Source organism: Streptococcus sp. SG1 (genome assembly GCF_030439935.1).
Taxonomy (GTDB): domain Bacteria; phylum Bacillota; class Bacilli; order Lactobacillales; family Streptococcaceae; genus Streptococcus; species Streptococcus gordonii.
Genome location: NZ_JAQFJC010000005.1, coordinates 60,307 through 76,792 on the forward strand (window position 1 = coordinate 60,307; position 16,486 = coordinate 76,792).

The 16,486-nt window shown below is 41.5% G+C and carries 15 protein-coding genes; 3 read left to right on the top strand and 12 right to left on the bottom strand.

Features of this window, described 5'->3' with window-relative positions; all coding sequences use genetic code 11:
- Window positions 1-87: 87 nt before the first annotated feature.
- Complete coding sequence (locus tag PCY06_RS05425) at window positions 88-1,026, bottom strand: dihydroorotate oxidase (RefSeq protein ID WP_060970712.1); 939 nt, start codon at window positions 1,024-1,026, stop codon at window positions 88-90.
- Between the two features lie 235 nt (window positions 1,027-1,261).
- Between PCY06_RS05425 and gdhA the strand changes: the two genes are divergently transcribed.
- Entirely contained in the window at window positions 1,262-2,608 is a 1,347-nt protein-coding gene (gene gdhA, locus PCY06_RS05430) for an NADP-specific glutamate dehydrogenase (protein WP_060970713.1), read from the top strand.
- Window positions 2,609-2,638: 30 nt separating this feature from the next.
- Complete coding sequence (locus tag PCY06_RS05435; RefSeq protein WP_082307236.1) at window positions 2,639-3,124, top strand: GNAT family N-acetyltransferase; 486 nt, start codon at window positions 2,639-2,641, stop codon at window positions 3,122-3,124.
- 148 nt (window positions 3,125-3,272) lie between these two features.
- Here the strand turns inward: PCY06_RS05435 and PCY06_RS05440 are convergent, their stop codons facing one another.
- The 4 genes from PCY06_RS05440 to PCY06_RS05455 form a co-directional block, all read right to left on the bottom strand.
- On the bottom strand, window positions 3,273-3,917 hold the full coding sequence (locus PCY06_RS05440; protein ID WP_082307237.1) for a TetR/AcrR family transcriptional regulator: 645 nt from the start codon (window positions 3,915-3,917) through the stop codon (window positions 3,273-3,275).
- 16 nt (window positions 3,918-3,933) lie between these two features.
- Window positions 3,934-4,938: an NADP-dependent oxidoreductase gene (locus PCY06_RS05445; RefSeq protein WP_105165087.1), complete on the bottom strand. Its 1,005-nt coding sequence runs from the start codon at window positions 4,936-4,938 to the stop codon at window positions 3,934-3,936.
- 261 nt (window positions 4,939-5,199) lie between these two features.
- A complete protein-coding gene (locus PCY06_RS05450; RefSeq protein ID WP_061583233.1) occupies window positions 5,200-5,568 on the bottom strand; it encodes an EXLDI protein in 369 nt (122 codons plus the stop codon).
- Between the two features lie 64 nt (window positions 5,569-5,632).
- A complete protein-coding gene (locus PCY06_RS05455) occupies window positions 5,633-6,535 on the bottom strand; it encodes a DUF2268 domain-containing protein (protein WP_082307238.1) in 903 nt (300 codons plus the stop codon).
- Between the two features lie 382 nt (window positions 6,536-6,917).
- Here PCY06_RS05455 and sstT point away from each other — a divergent pair, with 382 nt between their 5' ends.
- Entirely contained in the window at window positions 6,918-8,132 is a 1,215-nt protein-coding gene (sstT, locus tag PCY06_RS05460; RefSeq protein WP_082307239.1) for a serine/threonine transporter SstT, read from the top strand.
- 78 nt (window positions 8,133-8,210) lie between these two features.
- Here sstT and PCY06_RS05465 read toward each other — a convergent pair whose 3' ends face one another.
- From PCY06_RS05465 to PCY06_RS05495, 7 genes are all read right to left on the bottom strand, one after another.
- Window positions 8,211-8,825: a DUF4352 domain-containing protein gene (locus PCY06_RS05465; protein ID WP_082307240.1), complete on the bottom strand. Its 615-nt coding sequence runs from the start codon at window positions 8,823-8,825 to the stop codon at window positions 8,211-8,213.
- A 36-nt stretch (window positions 8,826-8,861) separates the two neighbouring features.
- Complete coding sequence (locus PCY06_RS05470; RefSeq protein ID WP_060553142.1) at window positions 8,862-9,701, bottom strand: mechanosensitive ion channel family protein; 840 nt, start codon at window positions 9,699-9,701, stop codon at window positions 8,862-8,864.
- Window positions 9,702-9,845: 144 nt separating this feature from the next.
- On the bottom strand, window positions 9,846-11,285 hold the full coding sequence (locus tag PCY06_RS05475) for an APC family permease (protein ID WP_301389576.1): 1,440 nt from the start codon (window positions 11,283-11,285) through the stop codon (window positions 9,846-9,848).
- A 250-nt stretch (window positions 11,286-11,535) separates the two neighbouring features.
- Window positions 11,536-11,850 (bottom strand): thioredoxin, encoded by a 315-nt coding sequence (trxA, locus tag PCY06_RS05480; protein ID WP_002898369.1) that lies wholly within the window; start codon window positions 11,848-11,850, stop codon window positions 11,536-11,538.
- Window positions 11,851-11,934: 84 nt separating this feature from the next.
- The gene (locus tag PCY06_RS05485) at window positions 11,935-13,353 is read right to left on the bottom strand and encodes a C69 family dipeptidase (RefSeq protein WP_301389577.1); all 1,419 of its coding nucleotides are present in this window, start codon (window positions 13,351-13,353) and stop codon (window positions 11,935-11,937) included.
- A 100-nt stretch (window positions 13,354-13,453) separates the two neighbouring features.
- A complete protein-coding gene (locus tag PCY06_RS05490) occupies window positions 13,454-14,098 on the bottom strand; it encodes a GNAT family N-acetyltransferase (RefSeq protein WP_061584664.1) in 645 nt (214 codons plus the stop codon).
- A gap of 10 nt (window positions 14,099-14,108) precedes the next feature.
- Window positions 14,109-16,442, bottom strand: a complete 2,334-nt coding sequence (locus PCY06_RS05495; RefSeq protein WP_301389578.1) for an endonuclease MutS2 — start codon at window positions 16,440-16,442, stop codon at window positions 14,109-14,111.
- Window positions 16,443-16,486: the final 44 nt, after the last annotated feature.

A 16,486-nucleotide genomic window follows, 5' to 3' on the forward strand; every position in this document is an offset into this window, starting at 1 on the left:
CAAAATAATATGAATAAGCTGGGTCTTATTGACAATCAACCCAGCCATGTTCTTCATTTCAAATCACAATAACGCTTGTATAGAAGATTATTCCTCTATATACTTCAATTTCCCACGGAAATCTTCTAGGTTTTCATAGCCTTTTTCTTCCATAATAGTCTTGAGTTCTGAGGTGATGCGCTCAAAGGCTGCTACACCTTCTTTATGAAGGGTTGTTCCTACCTGCACCATACTGGCTCCACAGAGGATATGCTCAAAGGCATCTCGTCCCGTCAGGACACCACCAGTACCTATGATTTGGATTTCTGGTTTAAGGCGTTGATAAAAAGCGTGGACATTGGCTAGAGCGGTCGGCTTGATGTACTGACCTCCGATACCTCCAAAACCATTTTTCGGACGAATGACCACTGACTCATCTTCTATATAAAGACCGTTTCCGATCGAGTTTACACAATTGACAAACTTGAGCGGATAGTTGTTAAAAATCGCAGCGGCTTGGTCAAAATGCACAATATCAAAATAAGGAGGCAGCTTAATGCCTAGGGGCTTTTTGAAATAAACAAAAACCTCTGACAAAATTTTTTCCGTCGTTTCAAAGTCATAAGCAATCTGTGGCTTGCCAGGGACATTGGGGCAGGAGAGATTGAGCTCAGTAATGCCTTTAAAGTCACTTGCCTGCACTTTCTTAAGAATGGTGTGGGTTTCTTCTGGCGACATACCGACCAAAGAGAGGAAGAAGGTACGATTCGGTTCACTTTCCTGGAGTTCCAGCAGGTAGTCCAGATAGTAGTCTAAACCATTATTAGGCAGACCCATGGAGTTGATAGACCCCAGCGGAACATCCTGATAGCGCGGTTCTGGATTTCCCTGACGAAATTCCAGCGTCGCTGTCTTGGTCACAAAGGTCCCCGCAGCAGAATCTTTGACTTCCGCCAGTTCCTCTTTTGTCATGCAGGCAACACCAGCTGCATTCATCAGGCAGTTGTCAAATGCAAAACTAGCAATCTTTGTCGATGTCGAAACCATAGTAAAACGCTCCTTTTTCTTCTGAAGACTAATGCTTCTTTCTCTTTTTCCTCATTATATCACCAAACTCCGCTTTTTTGCTTTTTAAACTGGAATTTTCTAACAAACGTTCGGGAATCTATCCGAAAGATAGTTTTGCAAATTTTCAGAAAATTCAACTTTTTTCTTTACACCCCAAAAAAATTCTGCTATAATGGCTCATGTAATAAAATATAACAACAAAAAGGAGAACGATATGACATCTGCTAAAGAATATATCCAAAGCGTGTTTGCAACTGTGAAAGCTCGTAACGGGCATGAGGCTGAATTTCTCCAGGCGGTTGAGGAATTCTTCAGCACTCTGGAGCCCGTTTTCGAAAAACACCCAGAATACATCGAAGAAAATATCTTGGCACGTATCACTGAGCCTGAGCGCGTTATCAGCTTCCGTGTTCCTTGGGTAGACCGCGAAGGCAAAGTACAAGTCAACCGTGGTTACCGTGTTCAATTCAACTCAGCTGTTGGACCATATAAAGGCGGACTTCGTTTCCACCCAACTGTAAACCAAGGGATCTTGAAATTCCTCGGTTTCGAACAAATCTTTAAAAATGTCTTGACTGGACTTCCAATCGGTGGAGGTAAAGGTGGATCAGACTTCGATCCTAAAGGGAAGACTGATGCTGAAGTGATGCGCTTCTGCCAAAGCTTCATGACTGAATTGCAAAAATACATCGGACCATCTCTTGACGTACCTGCTGGTGATATCGGTGTTGGAGGACGTGAAATTGGTTACCTTTACGGACAATACAAACGTCTTAACCAATTTGATGCTGGTGTCTTGACTGGTAAACCTCTTGGATTTGGTGGTAGCTTGATTCGTCCAGAAGCAACTGGTTATGGTTTGGTTTACTATACTGAAGAAATGCTCAAAGCTAACGGTAACAGCTTTGCTGGTAAGAAAGTGGTTATTTCAGGTTCTGGTAACGTAGCTCAATACGCTCTTCAAAAAGCAACTGAACTCGGTGCTACTGTCATCTCTGTATCTGACTCAAATGGCTATGTCATCGATGAAAATGGTATCGACTTCGACCTTCTTACAGATGTTAAAGAAAAACGCCGTGCTCGTTTGACTGAGTATGCAGCTGAAAAAGCAACTGCTACATACCATGAAGGTTCTGTATGGACTTACGCTGGTAACTACGACATCGCTCTTCCATGTGCGACTCAAAACGAAATCAACGGTGAAGCAGCTAAACGCTTAGTTGCTCAAGGTATTATCTGTGTATCTGAAGGTGCCAACATGCCTAGTGACCTTGATGCGATTAAAGTCTACAAAGAAAACGGAATCCTTTACGGACCTGCCAAAGCTGCCAATGCTGGTGGTGTAGCTGTATCTGCGCTTGAAATGAGCCAAAATAGCCTTCGCCTCTCATGGACTCGTGAAGAAGTTGATGGCCGTCTCAAAGACATCATGACAAACATCTTCAACACTGCTAAAACAACTGCTGAAACATACGGTCTTGGTACTGACTACCTTGCAGGAGCAAATATCGCTGCCTTCGAAAACGTAGCAAATGCTATGATTGCACAAGGATTAGTTTAATTAATCGATAGATCCTATCGGAGGTCAATCATGAACTTACGGCCAATGGAAGTGAGAGACAATCCAGCTGTAGCACAACTCATTCGAGCTAGCCTAGAAGAATTCGGGCTTGACAAACCTGGAACTGTCTACTTTGATTCTCATCTAGATCATTTGGCCGACTATTATCATCATCAAGAGAGGTCAGCTTACTTTGTTTTGGAAGATGAAGGGCAGCTCGTTGGATGTGGTGGCTTTGCACCTGTGTCTGATAAGACTGCTGAGTTACAAAAACTGTATGTCACTAAAAATAGTCGTGGCAAAGGTTATTCCAGCCAGTTGATAAAGCGGATATTCCAGGAAGCCCGCCTAGCAGGTTATGAACAGCTTTATCTAGAAACCTCTACTGAACTGGCTACGGCTGTGGCAATCTATCAGCACTATGGTTTTACAGCATTGAAACAAGCACTTTCTAACGCCGCCGGCCACCCAGCTATGAATATCTGGATGATAAAATCCCTCTCATCAGATGAATAGATGGCAGTATACTAATGTAGCCAATGCTATGATAGTAAAGGTATTGTTTAAAATTCATTTGTTCAATCCTCAATCGCTCTGATTGGGGATTTTTATATTGGTTTCAAAAAAGCTTACTATTTAAAATAGTAAGCTTAAAAATCAAGATTTATTTTACTTCTACTAAGGCAGAAGATAGGCAGTCAACAATTTCGTTTACTGCTTCATCTATGTTCACATCTTCCTTATCATTTAACATCATTGGAATAACATAAGAAAGACTCAAGGCTAGAATATAACGAACAATTCTTTCATTTGACCAATCTCGGATAACACCATTTTCTTTAAACTGATTCAGAACTGGACTAATTGGCTTAATGATAGAGTGAATAATGACATTCCCTAACTGGTCAGAAATATTTTTATCAATAAAAGAACGACTCAAGAGAATTTTAACTTGCATGTGATTCTCCTGAATGAAGACTAGTCTATCTCGAACAATGCTTCTCAAAAACACTGGAAAACTCTCTTGGTTTGCTGTAAATTTCTTCTCAGAAAAATCAGCAATCACATCTGGAATAACCTCTTTGAGAAAAGTTGACAGAATAGCTTCTAAGATGCCTTCCTTAGTTTTAAAGTAACTAAAAACCGTCCCTTCCGAAACTCCAGCCTCCTTAGCAATAAGGCTGGCTGTTGTATTTTCAAAGCCAATTTTTGAAAATAACTTTAGACTTGATAATAATACTTGACGTTGTTTTAAACTCAAGTTGCTATATTCTAATGCCTGTGCATACTTTTGTTCTAAACTTTCCATCACTGGCACCTCTCTTCTACTCTCTTACTTTTACGACTTTTTTGCCTCGAGTGTGCCCCGACTTCAGACTACGATATGCCTCTCTAACTGACTTTAGAGAAAAATCATAAATCTGATCAATATTCAGCCGAACCTTCCCATCTGAGACCATTTCCGCCAGAGTCTTAAAATCATCATATGTGGAATGTCTCGGACCCGTGAACTGAGCTCCTCTTATCATAACATATGGTGAAGGTACTAGCGTTCCAATAGCCGTGCCCTTCAATCCCAAACTGAAAGCCAATTTAACATAATCACTTCCATAGCAATCCAAGAATTTTGTAATCGGTCTTGGACTTGCTGATAGAAGAGCATTCTGGATGTTCTCTTCGTAAGCTACTGGTATGGCACCTAAGGACCTCAGATATTCTGAATTCTTCTTACTTGCAATGCCGATAACCGTTGCACCCTTAGCAACTGCATACTGTACTGCAATACTTCCAATACCACCTGTCGCTGCTGAAATAACTATAACATCTTTAGAACTCAACTCAATTTTTCTAAAAGCACCTCCCACAGTTAAAGAGGCTACCCCCATAGTAGCAGCATGACTCATATCAATCATATCTGGTTTCAATACAATTTCTGATTCATTGACACAAATTTCTGTGGCCAAAGCTCCCCTCTTGGTCCCCAATCCAGGGTCACTGATCATTGTTCCAAAAACCTTATCCCCTACTGAAAACCGTCTTACTCCTTCACCAATTTCTGTGATGACTCCAGCAAAATCCCGACCAACACCTCTTGGAAAAAGAGATGATTTTGACTCAAACCAACGACTTGGATGCCTTAGTTTCGTCATAAAAGATAAAAATCTAAGTGGCTTTGCCCCCTCAAAAGTCTTATAATCAATAGGATTTAAACCAACAGCATGAACTTCTACCCTAACTTGATTCACTTCCAAAACATCAGATTTAATGTTCACCAAATCTAGCACTTCTTCATCACCGAAACGACTATACTGTATTGCTTGAACAACCATTTTATGAACTCCTTTACTTATCCATAAATTGAGTGAGCACTCAATCATTTTCTTGATTGTACGCTTATTCTTCAAAGATGTCAACTATACTGTTCTCACAACTTCTAACTAAGTTAGCTGTTCATGATAAAAATGGAGCCAATTTCAGTATCTTGATAAGTAAAAAAAATACTGCTGGTTCAATAGCTCTATATTTCCTCATGAAAGATTATTAAACTATAACTCAAAGAAATCCGACTGCTTATAAAAGCAGTCGGATTTTTATATATCTAATTTTTCAAAAAATTTGCCTGCAGACCGCTTTTCTTTTAGCTTCTTCAGCAGATCATTCTCCAGGAAAGGATTTAGTTCATCAAAATCTTGGCAAACCTTAAAAACCGTCTCTTTGTCTATCTGACCGTAAGCTAATTCGTAATAGTCCTTATTATGATGCCAGTTCTGGTCATAGTTGACATCTGTTCGCTGATAGTAAACGATGTTTTGCTTGGGTGTCAGATAAACCTTCTGCGTTAGAATGCTTTTCTGATCTTTGGACAGTTTGCTACGGCTGAAAATCTTAACACCTTGAAAAATCTTGCGCTCATGAATACCTTGATTTGTGACTTTCAATTCAACTCTTTTATAATGCATACTGATACCTCCAGAAATTACCTACATTATATCAAGTTCTGGTAGATTTTCAAGCAAAAAAATGTTATTGCCAAAAGTCTTTCGTCGCCTCTAAAATCTCTTCTGTAGGCGTCACTGTAGCCTCAATAATGCTCTTGCCAGTATTTTTTAGATAGGCTTGTATCAGATGATAACCATAAGCATAGCCCGCAGCATAAGGCATACCGACTGGTATTTGCCCTTGAATCTCAGCGATTTCATCACCGTAGAGATAAGGAGCCATTTCCGCCATACCCGTTAGCTGAAGCTGACTTGAGATGATGGGCTTAATCTTTTCTAACTGCTCGGAACTAGTTGAAGTGACCCAAGGTCCGATGAGCTCTTTGCCATAGAGCTCAGCAGCAAAAGACTCTGCCAATCCTTCACTGACTACCCAGTCTGCTAGTGTCGTCTGCTGGTTCCATTTGATAAATTGGAAGCGGACATTGTGGTTGCACTCGTGGGCCAACGCTGCCTGCACACGTGGTAAAGTATAGTCATTCGGCAGCAGACTAAGCATGAGGTAGCCTGGAATTCCACCATCTCCGCTGTAACCCTTATTGAGCTGTAGCATAGGCTTTTCTGGATTGCCTAACAAAATAGTAAAATAGTAATCCTCAACCTCTAAATCATAGCCAGCTTGCTCAAAAAGACCGATACTCCTCTTGATGGTATCTTGACAATTTTGCCAGAGTTGATCAGAGCTCAGAGCATCAATAGCCGGTCTATCCTTTTCTGATAGAGTTCCGGGCAACAGATTCATAAAGCCAAGTAGAAATAGAGCATCAAATCCTCCGGGATACTTTGCTTTCAGAGGAATATGTTGAGTTTGGTATTTGGTTGCAAAAGGTGCTAATATTTTCGCTCGAAAGCGACCTTCTCTCTTTTCTAAAGGAAGCTCGAGCATCTCTTGATAAACTTTATCTGAACGAATTATATTGATCTGCATAATAATCTCCTTTCTCATCTATCATTAGTATACTCCCTCCCCTAAGGTCAGGGTCAAGAAAAATATTCAAAACTTATCTAAAATCTTCTTATCGTTTATGAAATCAGCTACTTCCAATTGTAGATTTTGGGGAAGATAGGGAATGACCAGCTAAGACCAGCATTGCTTTCACTAGCTTTCTATTGTATAATGGAGAAATACTCTGTGGCACATTCAGATAATACGAATCTAATGAGTATGATTTTTTTCTGCTTTCTAAGCAATTTAAAAGCCACTGAACTAATTTATCTATCAACGAGAGAGCCCTGCTTTCTTACACCCAAGCTTCAGCAATTTCTTTAACTGTTGGAGCAGACTTTCTATCGTAACGAAAGGAATAGCCATGCTTCATCGAATAATTCTTACTTGGAAAAAAACAAATCTTATTAAACGAATTTCACTGGGTATCCTATGCGGGGCTTTATTAGCTGTCCTCTTTCCCCAAGCTTCAGCAATTGGCCTGTTGGGTGAAATTTTCGTTGGCGGTCTAAAAGCAATTGCCCCTCTCTTGGTTTTTGCTCTTGTAGCCAATGCTCTTTCTCAGCAGAAGAAGGGAGAGAAGAGCAATATGAAAACAGTGATTATGCTCTATCTGTTGGGAACATTTGCGGCTGCCCTTGTTGCAGTTCTTGTTGGCTTTGTCTTTCCGCTTGAAATTGACTTGGCAGACGCTAAACAGTCCCTCTCACCTCCTGACGGCATCGGACAAGTTCTAAGCAACCTTTTACTAAAACTAGTTGACAATCCTCTCAATGCTCTTATTTCAGCTAATTATATCGGCGTTCTCTCTTGGGCTGTAGTTTTTGGGATTGCCATGCGTGAAGCGAGTCATCACAGCAAGGACCTGCTTCGAACCTCAGCCGAAGTTACTTCTAAAATCGTCGAATGGATCATTAACCTCGCCCCCTTCGGGATTTTAGGGCTGGTTTACACTACCATTTCTGACAAGGGATTTCAAGCACTGCAAAGTTATGGCTTATTGCTCTTAGTCCTAATTGCCACCATGCTGATTGTCGCCCTGATTATCAATCCCCTGATCGTCTTTATCATGCTTCGAAAAAACCCCTATCCTCTTGTTTGGCGTTGCCTCAGAGTTAGCGGTGTTACAGCATTCTTTACACGTAGTTCTGCAGCTAATATTCCTGTTAACATGAAACTTTGTCGAGACTTAAATCTAAACCCTGAAACTTATTCTGTCTCGATTCCTCTGGGAGCCACCATCAATATGGCTGGTGCTGCGATCACAATCAATACTTTGACCCTTGCTGCTGTTCATACTTTGGGAATCCAAGTAGACTTTGCGACTGCCTTCGTCTTGAGCATCGTTGCAGCTATCTCTGCTTGCGGTGCGTCCGGAGTTGCAGGTGGCTCTCTTCTGCTGATTCCTGTAGCTTGTAGCCTCTTTGGCATTTCTAATGATTTAGCTATGCAAGTCGTTAGTGTTGGCTTCGTGATTGGAGTCATTCAGGATTCTTGTGAAACTGCCTTGAACTCCTCTACAGATGTCCTCTTTACTGCTGTTGCAGAAATGAGAAACTGGCCTAAAGAAGATCGCTAATAAAAAAGCCAAGCTCATCCTATCAATAGGAAAGTTTGGTTTTTTTATTTATTTTTAGTTGATTCATTGAAATGATCGCTATTTTTTTGATTTGGGCTTCATCCACTTATCTTCACCATAAGTTACGGCATAGGAATGCTCATCCCCCTTCTCACCATCAAACACCAAGTCGAAGCTAATCGTCTTCCCAGGAATTAAATCCATCCCTACCTGAGCATGGTCAAAGGTAGAACCATCTAAAATATAAAGATTTCCTTTTTCATCATATAAGTCGAAATTATAGGGATTTAATAATATCCTCCGATTGGAAGTATTCTTAACCTTTATAGACACAACAACAGCAACTCCAGCAGCATCGTCACTCATCTTTTTATTAGTATCCATCTTTGCTGACTGAACAGTGATTTTAGTTCCATTTTGAAAAAAGACAGCATCGCCAAAATAATGATTAGGATGCTCATTTTTATAATCGTAAGCCCGATATGAACTATCCATCCTGCCATTTATCTTCAAACTATCCTCTGAAAGGCTGAAATTAATGAGCAGTAAAGCAACTGTTACCAAAGATAGAATGATGGCCAAGCCAGAACTGATGACACTGACCCAAAATAATGGCTGTTTATGTAAAGGTTTCTTAATTTGATAGAGATTCCCATCGGCATCAATCATTTCGTGCGGGGGGGCATATTTCATATTTTCTCCTCTGTCTAAAGGACTAGCTTTAGAATATCAATTTGGCAAATCAATGCCTTCCTTTAGTAAAGCTTCATGATAAAGTCTGTAAAAGGAATGGTAAATTTTAGTTTGAGTCCCACTTTGAACCATCATGCTAACACGAAAAACAAACTGGCTATTTTCTTCTAACTGAGGTCCCAAAATATCTGGCTCTTGTAAAATTTCAGGATAATCTTTAAGGGATGCTTGGTTGACTTTCTCAATCACACGAGCAATATTATCTAAATCTGTTTGTGCATTAATCGGAATATCAATCAAAACCCGCATATCTCCGCGCGAAAGATTACTGACGACCATAATATTGCGATTAGGAATATAGTGAAGCGAGCCATCTGCATCCCGAATCTGAGTTGTTCGAATCCCAACACTAACGACTGTTCCCGCTATATTGATAGGACCATTGGTCAAGCGAACACTGTCGCCTACATCTAGCTGGCGCTCCAAAAGAATAAAGAAGCCATTGACTAGATCTGATAGAAAGCCTTGCGCCCCCATCCCGATAGCTACTCCGGCAATCCCTGCACCAGCTAACAGACTAGAAACTGGCAAACCTAAAATGGATAAAATCCAATAGATCAGAAGAAAATAAAGGGCATAATTAAGAACATTCTCTATCAAACGACTAATGGTTTTCTGTCTGGCGATGTCAGTACTAGAAAATTTTAAGGATGGGGAGATAATTCTTCTAACAAAGACATGAAGAAGCTTCTTGGCAATGTAAAATAAAATAAATAAAAAGAGCAGGGAAATCAACTTGGAAACAGCATCATCTAAAATAGCCGTCCAATCAAACTGCTTAAAATAACGAGAAAAAATATTGCTTGAAAAAAACATTGCTTACCTCATACAATCACATTTATTCCAGTACTAAAAGAAATATAATCTATTATAACACAAAGCCCATACTTGAAAAAGGCTGGGACCCTAAGAAAACTCAACAAAAAGCTGGGACAGTCTTTTGACTTGTCCCAACTTTCTTTATTTCTTCTCTCGACGTGCAGCCATAGGCAGAAGCAAGCCTAGACCCAAGAGGGCTATCGGAGTGATAATATTCGTGATGAGAGTGAACCACCACTCAGTTGGATTTGTTGCCATCTTGACTTGTGGAGCCATACCTAGAATACAAGCAAAGGCAGTGAAAGCAAATCCCCAAGCTCCCATTAGAAAACCTAGTCTACGATTTTTCATAAATTTGTATTCAACATTTTTAAATTTATCCCATTTACGATACAAGAACATATAGGCTACAAATACCCAAAGGAAACACATAGGAGAAACGATAGCATTGAGATTGGTCATCCATACGACTAGACCATCGATTTCCTTCAAACCAAAAAGTGGCAGTACAATGATAATTGCTACTAGTACCCCTGTTAAAAGATAGCCATTAATCAGCATTCCTGACTTGGTACGCTTACGCAACCAGCTTGGAATAAAATCTTTATCTGCGCTACCCAAAAAGATTTGTAGAGGCGCGTCGATACAAATGGCTAGTGTAGACGCTTGTCCTATTGCTTGGGTAAGAGCATAGATAGTAACTAAGAAATTGCCTATTCCCCAATGCTTTCCTAAAACAGCAAAGGCTTGGTAGGCGCCATTCCTCATCAAATCGGCTGGGATATGGTTGCTATCAAAAATCATGGCCATGGCAAGAGAGCCTAAAATAGCACAGGCTCCTATCATGACAACCATAGCTATCATACCTTTTGGAAAGCCCTTTGCAGGATTTTTCACTTTATTAACATAAGGAGAGATAGCTTCCGCTCCTCCTACTGAGAAGACTAAGAGTGCAATCGTTGTAAAATAGGAGAAATCAAATTTTGGAATATAAGTCGATAACTGGTCCATATGTTGAGTGGCCAATTGTAGATCTGGCTTAATCAATGGCACACCAACAGCCATTAGAATAAAGAGAACCGACATGACCAGCATAGCTCCACCGGCTAATGTTCCCAAAAATTTCAAGGCTTTCAAACCCTTGGTCGAAATATACAAAAGGAGTAGGAAAGTTAGTAAAGAAAGGCAGACAATCATTGGCATGGACAGACTTTCCAAAATCCTTCCATTTCCTTGAAAGACCCATCCTAAAGCAATTAAGATTGTTTGAGGTTTTTGAGCCAAATATGGTATCTGCACAACCCAGTAGGTCCAAGCCGCAAAAAAAGCTAGCTGTTTGGTAGAGGTAAACTTAATCCAGTCACTAACCCCGCCTTCACTATCCTTAAATGTTGAACCTAACTGCCCAACCATTAATGTGTAAGGAATAAAATAGATAATCAGCAAGAGAATCCATGAAGTGATTACGACAATTCCCTGCTGAGCAAAATTATTCACGACATTGCCCAAGCCCCAAACAATATTAAAGGCTATCAAGGCTATCATGAGCCAACTTAACTGCTTAGAATCTTTTTCTTCCATACGATTTCCTCCTTCCAATCGTTAAAAGTTCTTTTTGTCTCTCAAATAGAGGCAGCAGTTGGATAAATTATTAATATATTTCACTGTTATTATAACACTTTAAAAAATAAAATAAAGCGCTTTCATATTTCGTTTCTGTTTCAAACTTTTGAATTTCTGTATAAAGGAAGCTATTTTCCTGCCAAATCGAAAGGACATGTTCTCTAAGCAAAAAACCGCTGCAGTAAGCAACGGTTTTGACAAGTTTTTATTAACTCAATTCCGCGATAATAGCCTTGAGCTGGTCTTTGGTGTGAACACCTGCGACTTGCTTAACGACTTGGCCATCTTTCTTGAAGAGAAGAGTCGGAATGGACATAATGCCAAATTCACGGGCAGTATTTGGATTTTCATCCACATCCATTTTAAGGATTTTCAATTCGTCCTCATGGACTTCTCCTGCCAACTGCTCCAAGATAGGCGCCTGCATACGACATGGACCGCACCAAGTTGCCCAAAAGTCAATCAGAACCAGTCCGTCCTTTGTTTCTTCTGCGAATGTTGCATCTGTAACTGCTGCTACCATAAATTTTCTCCTTTAATAGCTTACTTTTGTTAACATTTTACACCAAAAACAAGAGAAAGAAAAATATTTGCTACGGGTAAGGGATTAGTCACTCAATGAGAAGTGGCTGGTCATGAGATTGCTGGCATCCAAGAGAACCTTCTCCAAGAGCTGGTCTGTCGCTTCTTGCACCTTGTCGCTCATAGCTTGATTTTCAGCTTCAAAGTCAACATCCTCGCCCTTAGCCAGAGCTTGGTCTACCCGACCGATCATTTCATGTCCCCAAGCCATGGTCGTTTCCTGATAATCATCCAAGTCTCCGACATGACTACTAAAATGAGCATCAGTCAGCCCAGCAATTAAGCGATTAGCCCAGTAGAAGGAATCCGTCGAAACCTTATCCGTCGTATTGGCAAAGTAGTCTGGTGTAGTTGAGATCTGAGTAAAGAAAGGAACAGCTGTATTGTAAGGCATAGAACCATAACAGATCCACTGGATCCCAGTCGTTTCCTGCGGTTGGTTAGGGCGCAGCTGCAAGATGGCTGTCTGACTGGTCCGATTGATCCCGATAGTCCTAAAGGCCCGCCTGCTATGGTGGTCTCCCTCTGCTCCATAAGGATCATAAGGTGAATCCTGATAGTGACTGCTCAGGACATACTTGACATCTTCGATCGTGATCTTGCGGTATGGCTTGCGGCACCATGGAATGAAGAAACTCCTTGGATCTTGCTCTACTTCTGGATTGAGAAAACGTTGGATGTCCCAAGCTCGCGGTGTATTGTAATGGCGATCCTTATCCTTCTGGCTACCAAAAGCATAGCGCGGATTGAAGCCTTCATCTGAGTAATTCAGATTGAGATGATTTTCCTCGATAAAGTTTTTAAGATTTGGATGACAGAGGAAGTGTTCTGGATTGTCAAATTCAAAATAATCACTGCCCAGCTGATTTGGATTGGTCACATAGGCATCATCTGGCACGCGCCGCGCCATCCAATGGTGACCGCCAATGGTTTCCAGCCACCAGATTTCGTTGACATCTGAGATTGCAATTCCATTGGACTCATAAGTGCCGTATTCCTCTAGGATTTTCCCTAAGCGTAGAACCCCTTCACGAGCCGTTTTGATATAAGGAAGAACCAGCGTAAGGATATCTTCCTCGCTGATACCTGACTCTACCAAAGGATCAGCCCCCAGCACGCGGCTATTGGTTGTAATCGTCTCCGTTGCGCTAACAGCAACATTATAGCTGTTAATTCCAGCCGCTCCCCAAATCCCATCCTTGGGAACTGCATCTGGCACTGCCGTATAGCGGACCGGATTGTCCGGCAAATCCATCTCAAAGGATGTCAAAACTGACTGATAATGGCGAGGCTGGTCTTGGGGTTCCACTACGATAAATTTCTTGGGTGTAAAGACCCCATTTTGCGAATCCTCCGTACGAGCCACAATGGTTGAACCATCATAACTAGCTTTCTTTCCCACCAAAATAGTCGTGCAAGAATCTGATGCATGCTTTATTCTCATTATTTTCCCTCCGGTACTCTTTATGCTACTTACATTATAGCAAAAAGCAGGCCCTCATAAAAGAACCTGCTGTTATCTCTACGCTGAAATTTCCAATGCCCTATTCGATTTTCAAGACATAGGTATGCTCTTTGTAAAGCTCATCAATCTCAAAATGCTCTAAATCTTCTTTCCTTGAGACAATATAATGCCCTTCTCTTTGATAATAGCCTAAAGAATTTCCCGACTTATCTGTCAGACAGATTGTCTGCTGCTTAGTATCTACGCTGAAAGAAAATGCTATTTGATCTTTGGGGCGCCCGACCACTAAATAATCTTGACAAATCAGCTTGCCGCCCCACTTCTGATAGAGGTGATTTGCTTGTTCTCCGTCTCTGGTAAAGATGATCAAGGCCTCAACTTTCTTTTCATGCAGCCGCTCCCAAGCAGTTTGAAAGAGTTGACTGGCTATCCCTTGATTCTGAAAATCAGGATGGACAGCCAGATTAGCGAAGTAAGCTATCTTTTTTCCTGGATAATATGGATAAGAATGACTTGCTTCTTCGGTGTAAATACCAATATCTAGAAGCCCTACAACCTGATCATCTTCCACTGCTATGAGCTCAACCGAATCTTGGTAAGGCTCTTCAGTAAACTCATCCTTGCTGCGGCTCATATCATCAAAGAAAGGCGAAAAGAGATAACTCAAAGCTTTTGTATAAACCCAACTTTTCTCATAAATCGAGTCATAGATTTGTATTTTCATTTCTAGCCTCTTACTTAAATATCACAATCGTTGCACCGCTACCACCGGCATTTTGCGGAGCATAGCCGAAAGACTTAATGTGCTTGTTGCGGCGGAGGTATTTTGTCACCCCTTCACGGATGACACCAGTCCCGATACCATGGATAATATCCACTTGAGCCATATTATTAAGAAGAGCCTGATCAATAAATTCATCTAGCTCTTTCATAGCTTCTTCGTAGCGTTTGCCTCGCAAATCCAGTCTAGCTCTAGGACCAGCAGTATTGGCCCGCTTGACCACATTAACCTGCTTGCGCTTAGGTTGTTGCTCTTTTTCAGCCTTGAGAAGATTAAATTCCTGCTCCTCTAGAGTCATCTTGATGAGACCTACCTGAGCTTCCCAGCGGCCGTCCTTGAGCTGCTTGACCAAGGTTCCCCGCTGACCATAGCTAGTGACTAGGATATCGTCTCCCACCTTGGGCGCCCGATTTTTCTTGGCCTGCTTGAGCACCTTATTCTTTGATAAATCAACCGTTTCTGGTGCCAACTTTTTGAGTTGAGACTTGGCTTCGATAATCTCATGAGGTTTGAGACTGGACTTAGCATGGAGATTTTGGAGAATGCTCTCACTCTCTGATAGAGCCAAATCAACGATTTCCTGAGCTTCCAAGCGTGCCTTATTGAGTTCGGTTTCTTTTTCTCGGTTAAACTCATTGTAAAGTTTTTTGAGGGCTCGGTTAAATTTAAGATTTTCCTGCTCCACCTCGCAGATATTATCCAAGCGCTTGCGACTTTCCAGCGTCTGCTCTTCCAGGCGCTCAATAATCCGATTGACATCGCTGTCTGTGTTGGTCTGCTCTTGGGCATGGCTAACGATAACCTCCGACAAGCCTAACCGGCGAGCAATTTCAAAGGCATTGGAGCGGCCAGGCACTCCCTGCATAAAGCGATAAGTCGGTCGCAAACTATCAGTATCAAATTCCATGCTAGCATTTTCCACCCAGTCCGTCTCAATCCCATAGGCTTTGAGCCCAGGATAGTGGGTCGTCGCCATGGTTTTAATCTGCCTTAGCCGCAAATCTTCCAAGATAGCAATAGCCAGAGCTGCACCCTCCTGCGGGTCAGTCCCAGCTCCCAGCTCATCCAGCAGAACCAGACTCTCACTATCAACTTGCTCCAAAATAGAGACAATATTGGTCATGTGACTGGAGAAAGTCGACAGGCTCTGCTCAATGGACTGCTCATCCCCAATGTCTGCAAAAATCTGACTGAAAATCCCAACGCGACTCCCCTTGTCCGCCAAAATCGGCAGACCTGATTGGGCCATAATCTGAGCCAAACCCAAGGTCTTCAACATGATGGTCTTACCACCGGTATTTGGTCCAGTAATGACAATCTCTGTCAAATCAGGTCCGAAATGCAAATCATTAGCTACTGCATTTTCAATCAGGGGATGACGAACCTGTAGCAACTGAATGGCTTGTGTATCGGATATGGCTGGCACTACTGCTCCTCGTTCTCGCATGAAGGCCAACTTGGCCATCACCAAGTCAAGATGGCCGATGATCCAAGCATTGTTAGCAATTTCAGCTGCATGAGGGCGAATCATAGCAGATAGTTCTTGCAAAATTCGCAAGAGTTCGTAGCGCTCGTCCGCCTTGAAGTTAGAAATTTCCTCGTTGAGGTTAACCACTGCTCTTGGCTCGATATAAATGGTCGTTCCACTGGCAGAAATGTCATGCACCACTCCTGGAATCCGATTCCGATAGGTGTTTTTAACCGGCAGCACATTGCGACCATTCCGGCTGGCTACCACCTGGTCTGCTAGCATATCTCCCTTGTTCTTGAGAATTTCTTGCAAAAGATCTCGTACCTTGCTTTCATTCTCTTGGATCTTGCGACGAATTCTCCCCAGTTCTTCACTAGCAAAACTTTCAATAAAGCCCCCGTCGTTGACAGCTAACAGACTCCCTTGAATAGCAGGGAAATCGACTAGATTTTCAAAAACACGGTTCAATTCTTGAAGTCGAACATTTTCTAAGTCATTATAAAAAGTAACCAAGTCATGCGAAACGCGCAAAACCTTTTTTAAAACAAGTAATTCCTCGATATTCAGATCACCATCAAGCTCCAAACGCTTGCTAATAGCAGTGATATCCTTGGTTGCTGCCAAATGAAAATGCGGATCTTCTACTAATATCTGCTCCATGTCTGCAACTTCCAAAAAGGCTCTCTCAATCGCCTCTTTTTTTGTGGTCGGCTGTAAAACTTGTAATTCTAATTTCCCCTGCTCCGTTTGTAAAGAGCCTTGAAATAAGTCTTTTATTTTATTAAATTCTAAGGTTTCTAATATTTTTGTATTCATGATAATATCTTTTTCTAGTGAAAAAGAACCCAGCTAGTCGGCCA

Excerpts from the sequence above, each read along its gene's own strand:
- PCY06_RS05455 (WP_082307238.1), bottom strand. The coding sequence starts at position 6,535 with ATGCAGATCAATATAATTCGTTCAGATAAAGTTTATCAAGAGATGCTC.
- PCY06_RS05440 (WP_082307237.1), bottom strand. The coding sequence starts at position 3,917 with ATGGAAAGTTTAGAACAAAAGTATGCACAGGCATTAGAATATAGCAAC.
- PCY06_RS05490 (WP_061584664.1), bottom strand. The coding sequence starts at position 14,098 with ATGAAAATACAAATCTATGACTCGATTTATGAGAAAAGTTGGGTTTAT.
- PCY06_RS05445 (WP_105165087.1), bottom strand. The coding sequence starts at position 4,938 with ATGGTTGTTCAAGCAATACAGTATAGTCGTTTCGGTGATGAAGAAGTG.
- PCY06_RS05495 (WP_301389578.1), bottom strand. The coding sequence starts at position 16,442 with ATGAATACAAAAATATTAGAAACCTTAGAATTTAATAAAATAAAAGAC.
- PCY06_RS05470 (WP_060553142.1), bottom strand. The coding sequence starts at position 9,701 with ATGTTTTTTTCAAGCAATATTTTTTCTCGTTATTTTAAGCAGTTTGAT.
- gdhA (WP_060970713.1), top strand. The coding sequence starts at position 1,262 with ATGACATCTGCTAAAGAATATATCCAAAGCGTGTTTGCAACTGTGAAA.
- sstT (WP_082307239.1), top strand. The coding sequence starts at position 6,918 with ATGCTTCATCGAATAATTCTTACTTGGAAAAAAACAAATCTTATTAAA.
- trxA (WP_002898369.1), bottom strand. The coding sequence starts at position 11,850 with ATGGTAGCAGCAGTTACAGATGCAACATTCGCAGAAGAAACAAAGGAC.
- PCY06_RS05475 (WP_301389576.1), bottom strand. The coding sequence starts at position 11,285 with ATGGAAGAAAAAGATTCTAAGCAGTTAAGTTGGCTCATGATAGCCTTG.
- PCY06_RS05465 (WP_082307240.1), bottom strand. The coding sequence starts at position 8,825 with ATGAAATATGCCCCCCCGCACGAAATGATTGATGCCGATGGGAATCTC.
- PCY06_RS05450 (WP_061583233.1), bottom strand. The coding sequence starts at position 5,568 with ATGCATTATAAAAGAGTTGAATTGAAAGTCACAAATCAAGGTATTCAT.
- PCY06_RS05485 (WP_301389577.1), bottom strand. The coding sequence starts at position 13,353 with ATGAGAATAAAGCATGCATCAGATTCTTGCACGACTATTTTGGTGGGA.
- PCY06_RS05435 (WP_082307236.1), top strand. The coding sequence starts at position 2,639 with ATGAACTTACGGCCAATGGAAGTGAGAGACAATCCAGCTGTAGCACAA.
- PCY06_RS05425 (WP_060970712.1), bottom strand. The coding sequence starts at position 1,026 with ATGGTTTCGACATCGACAAAGATTGCTAGTTTTGCATTTGACAACTGC.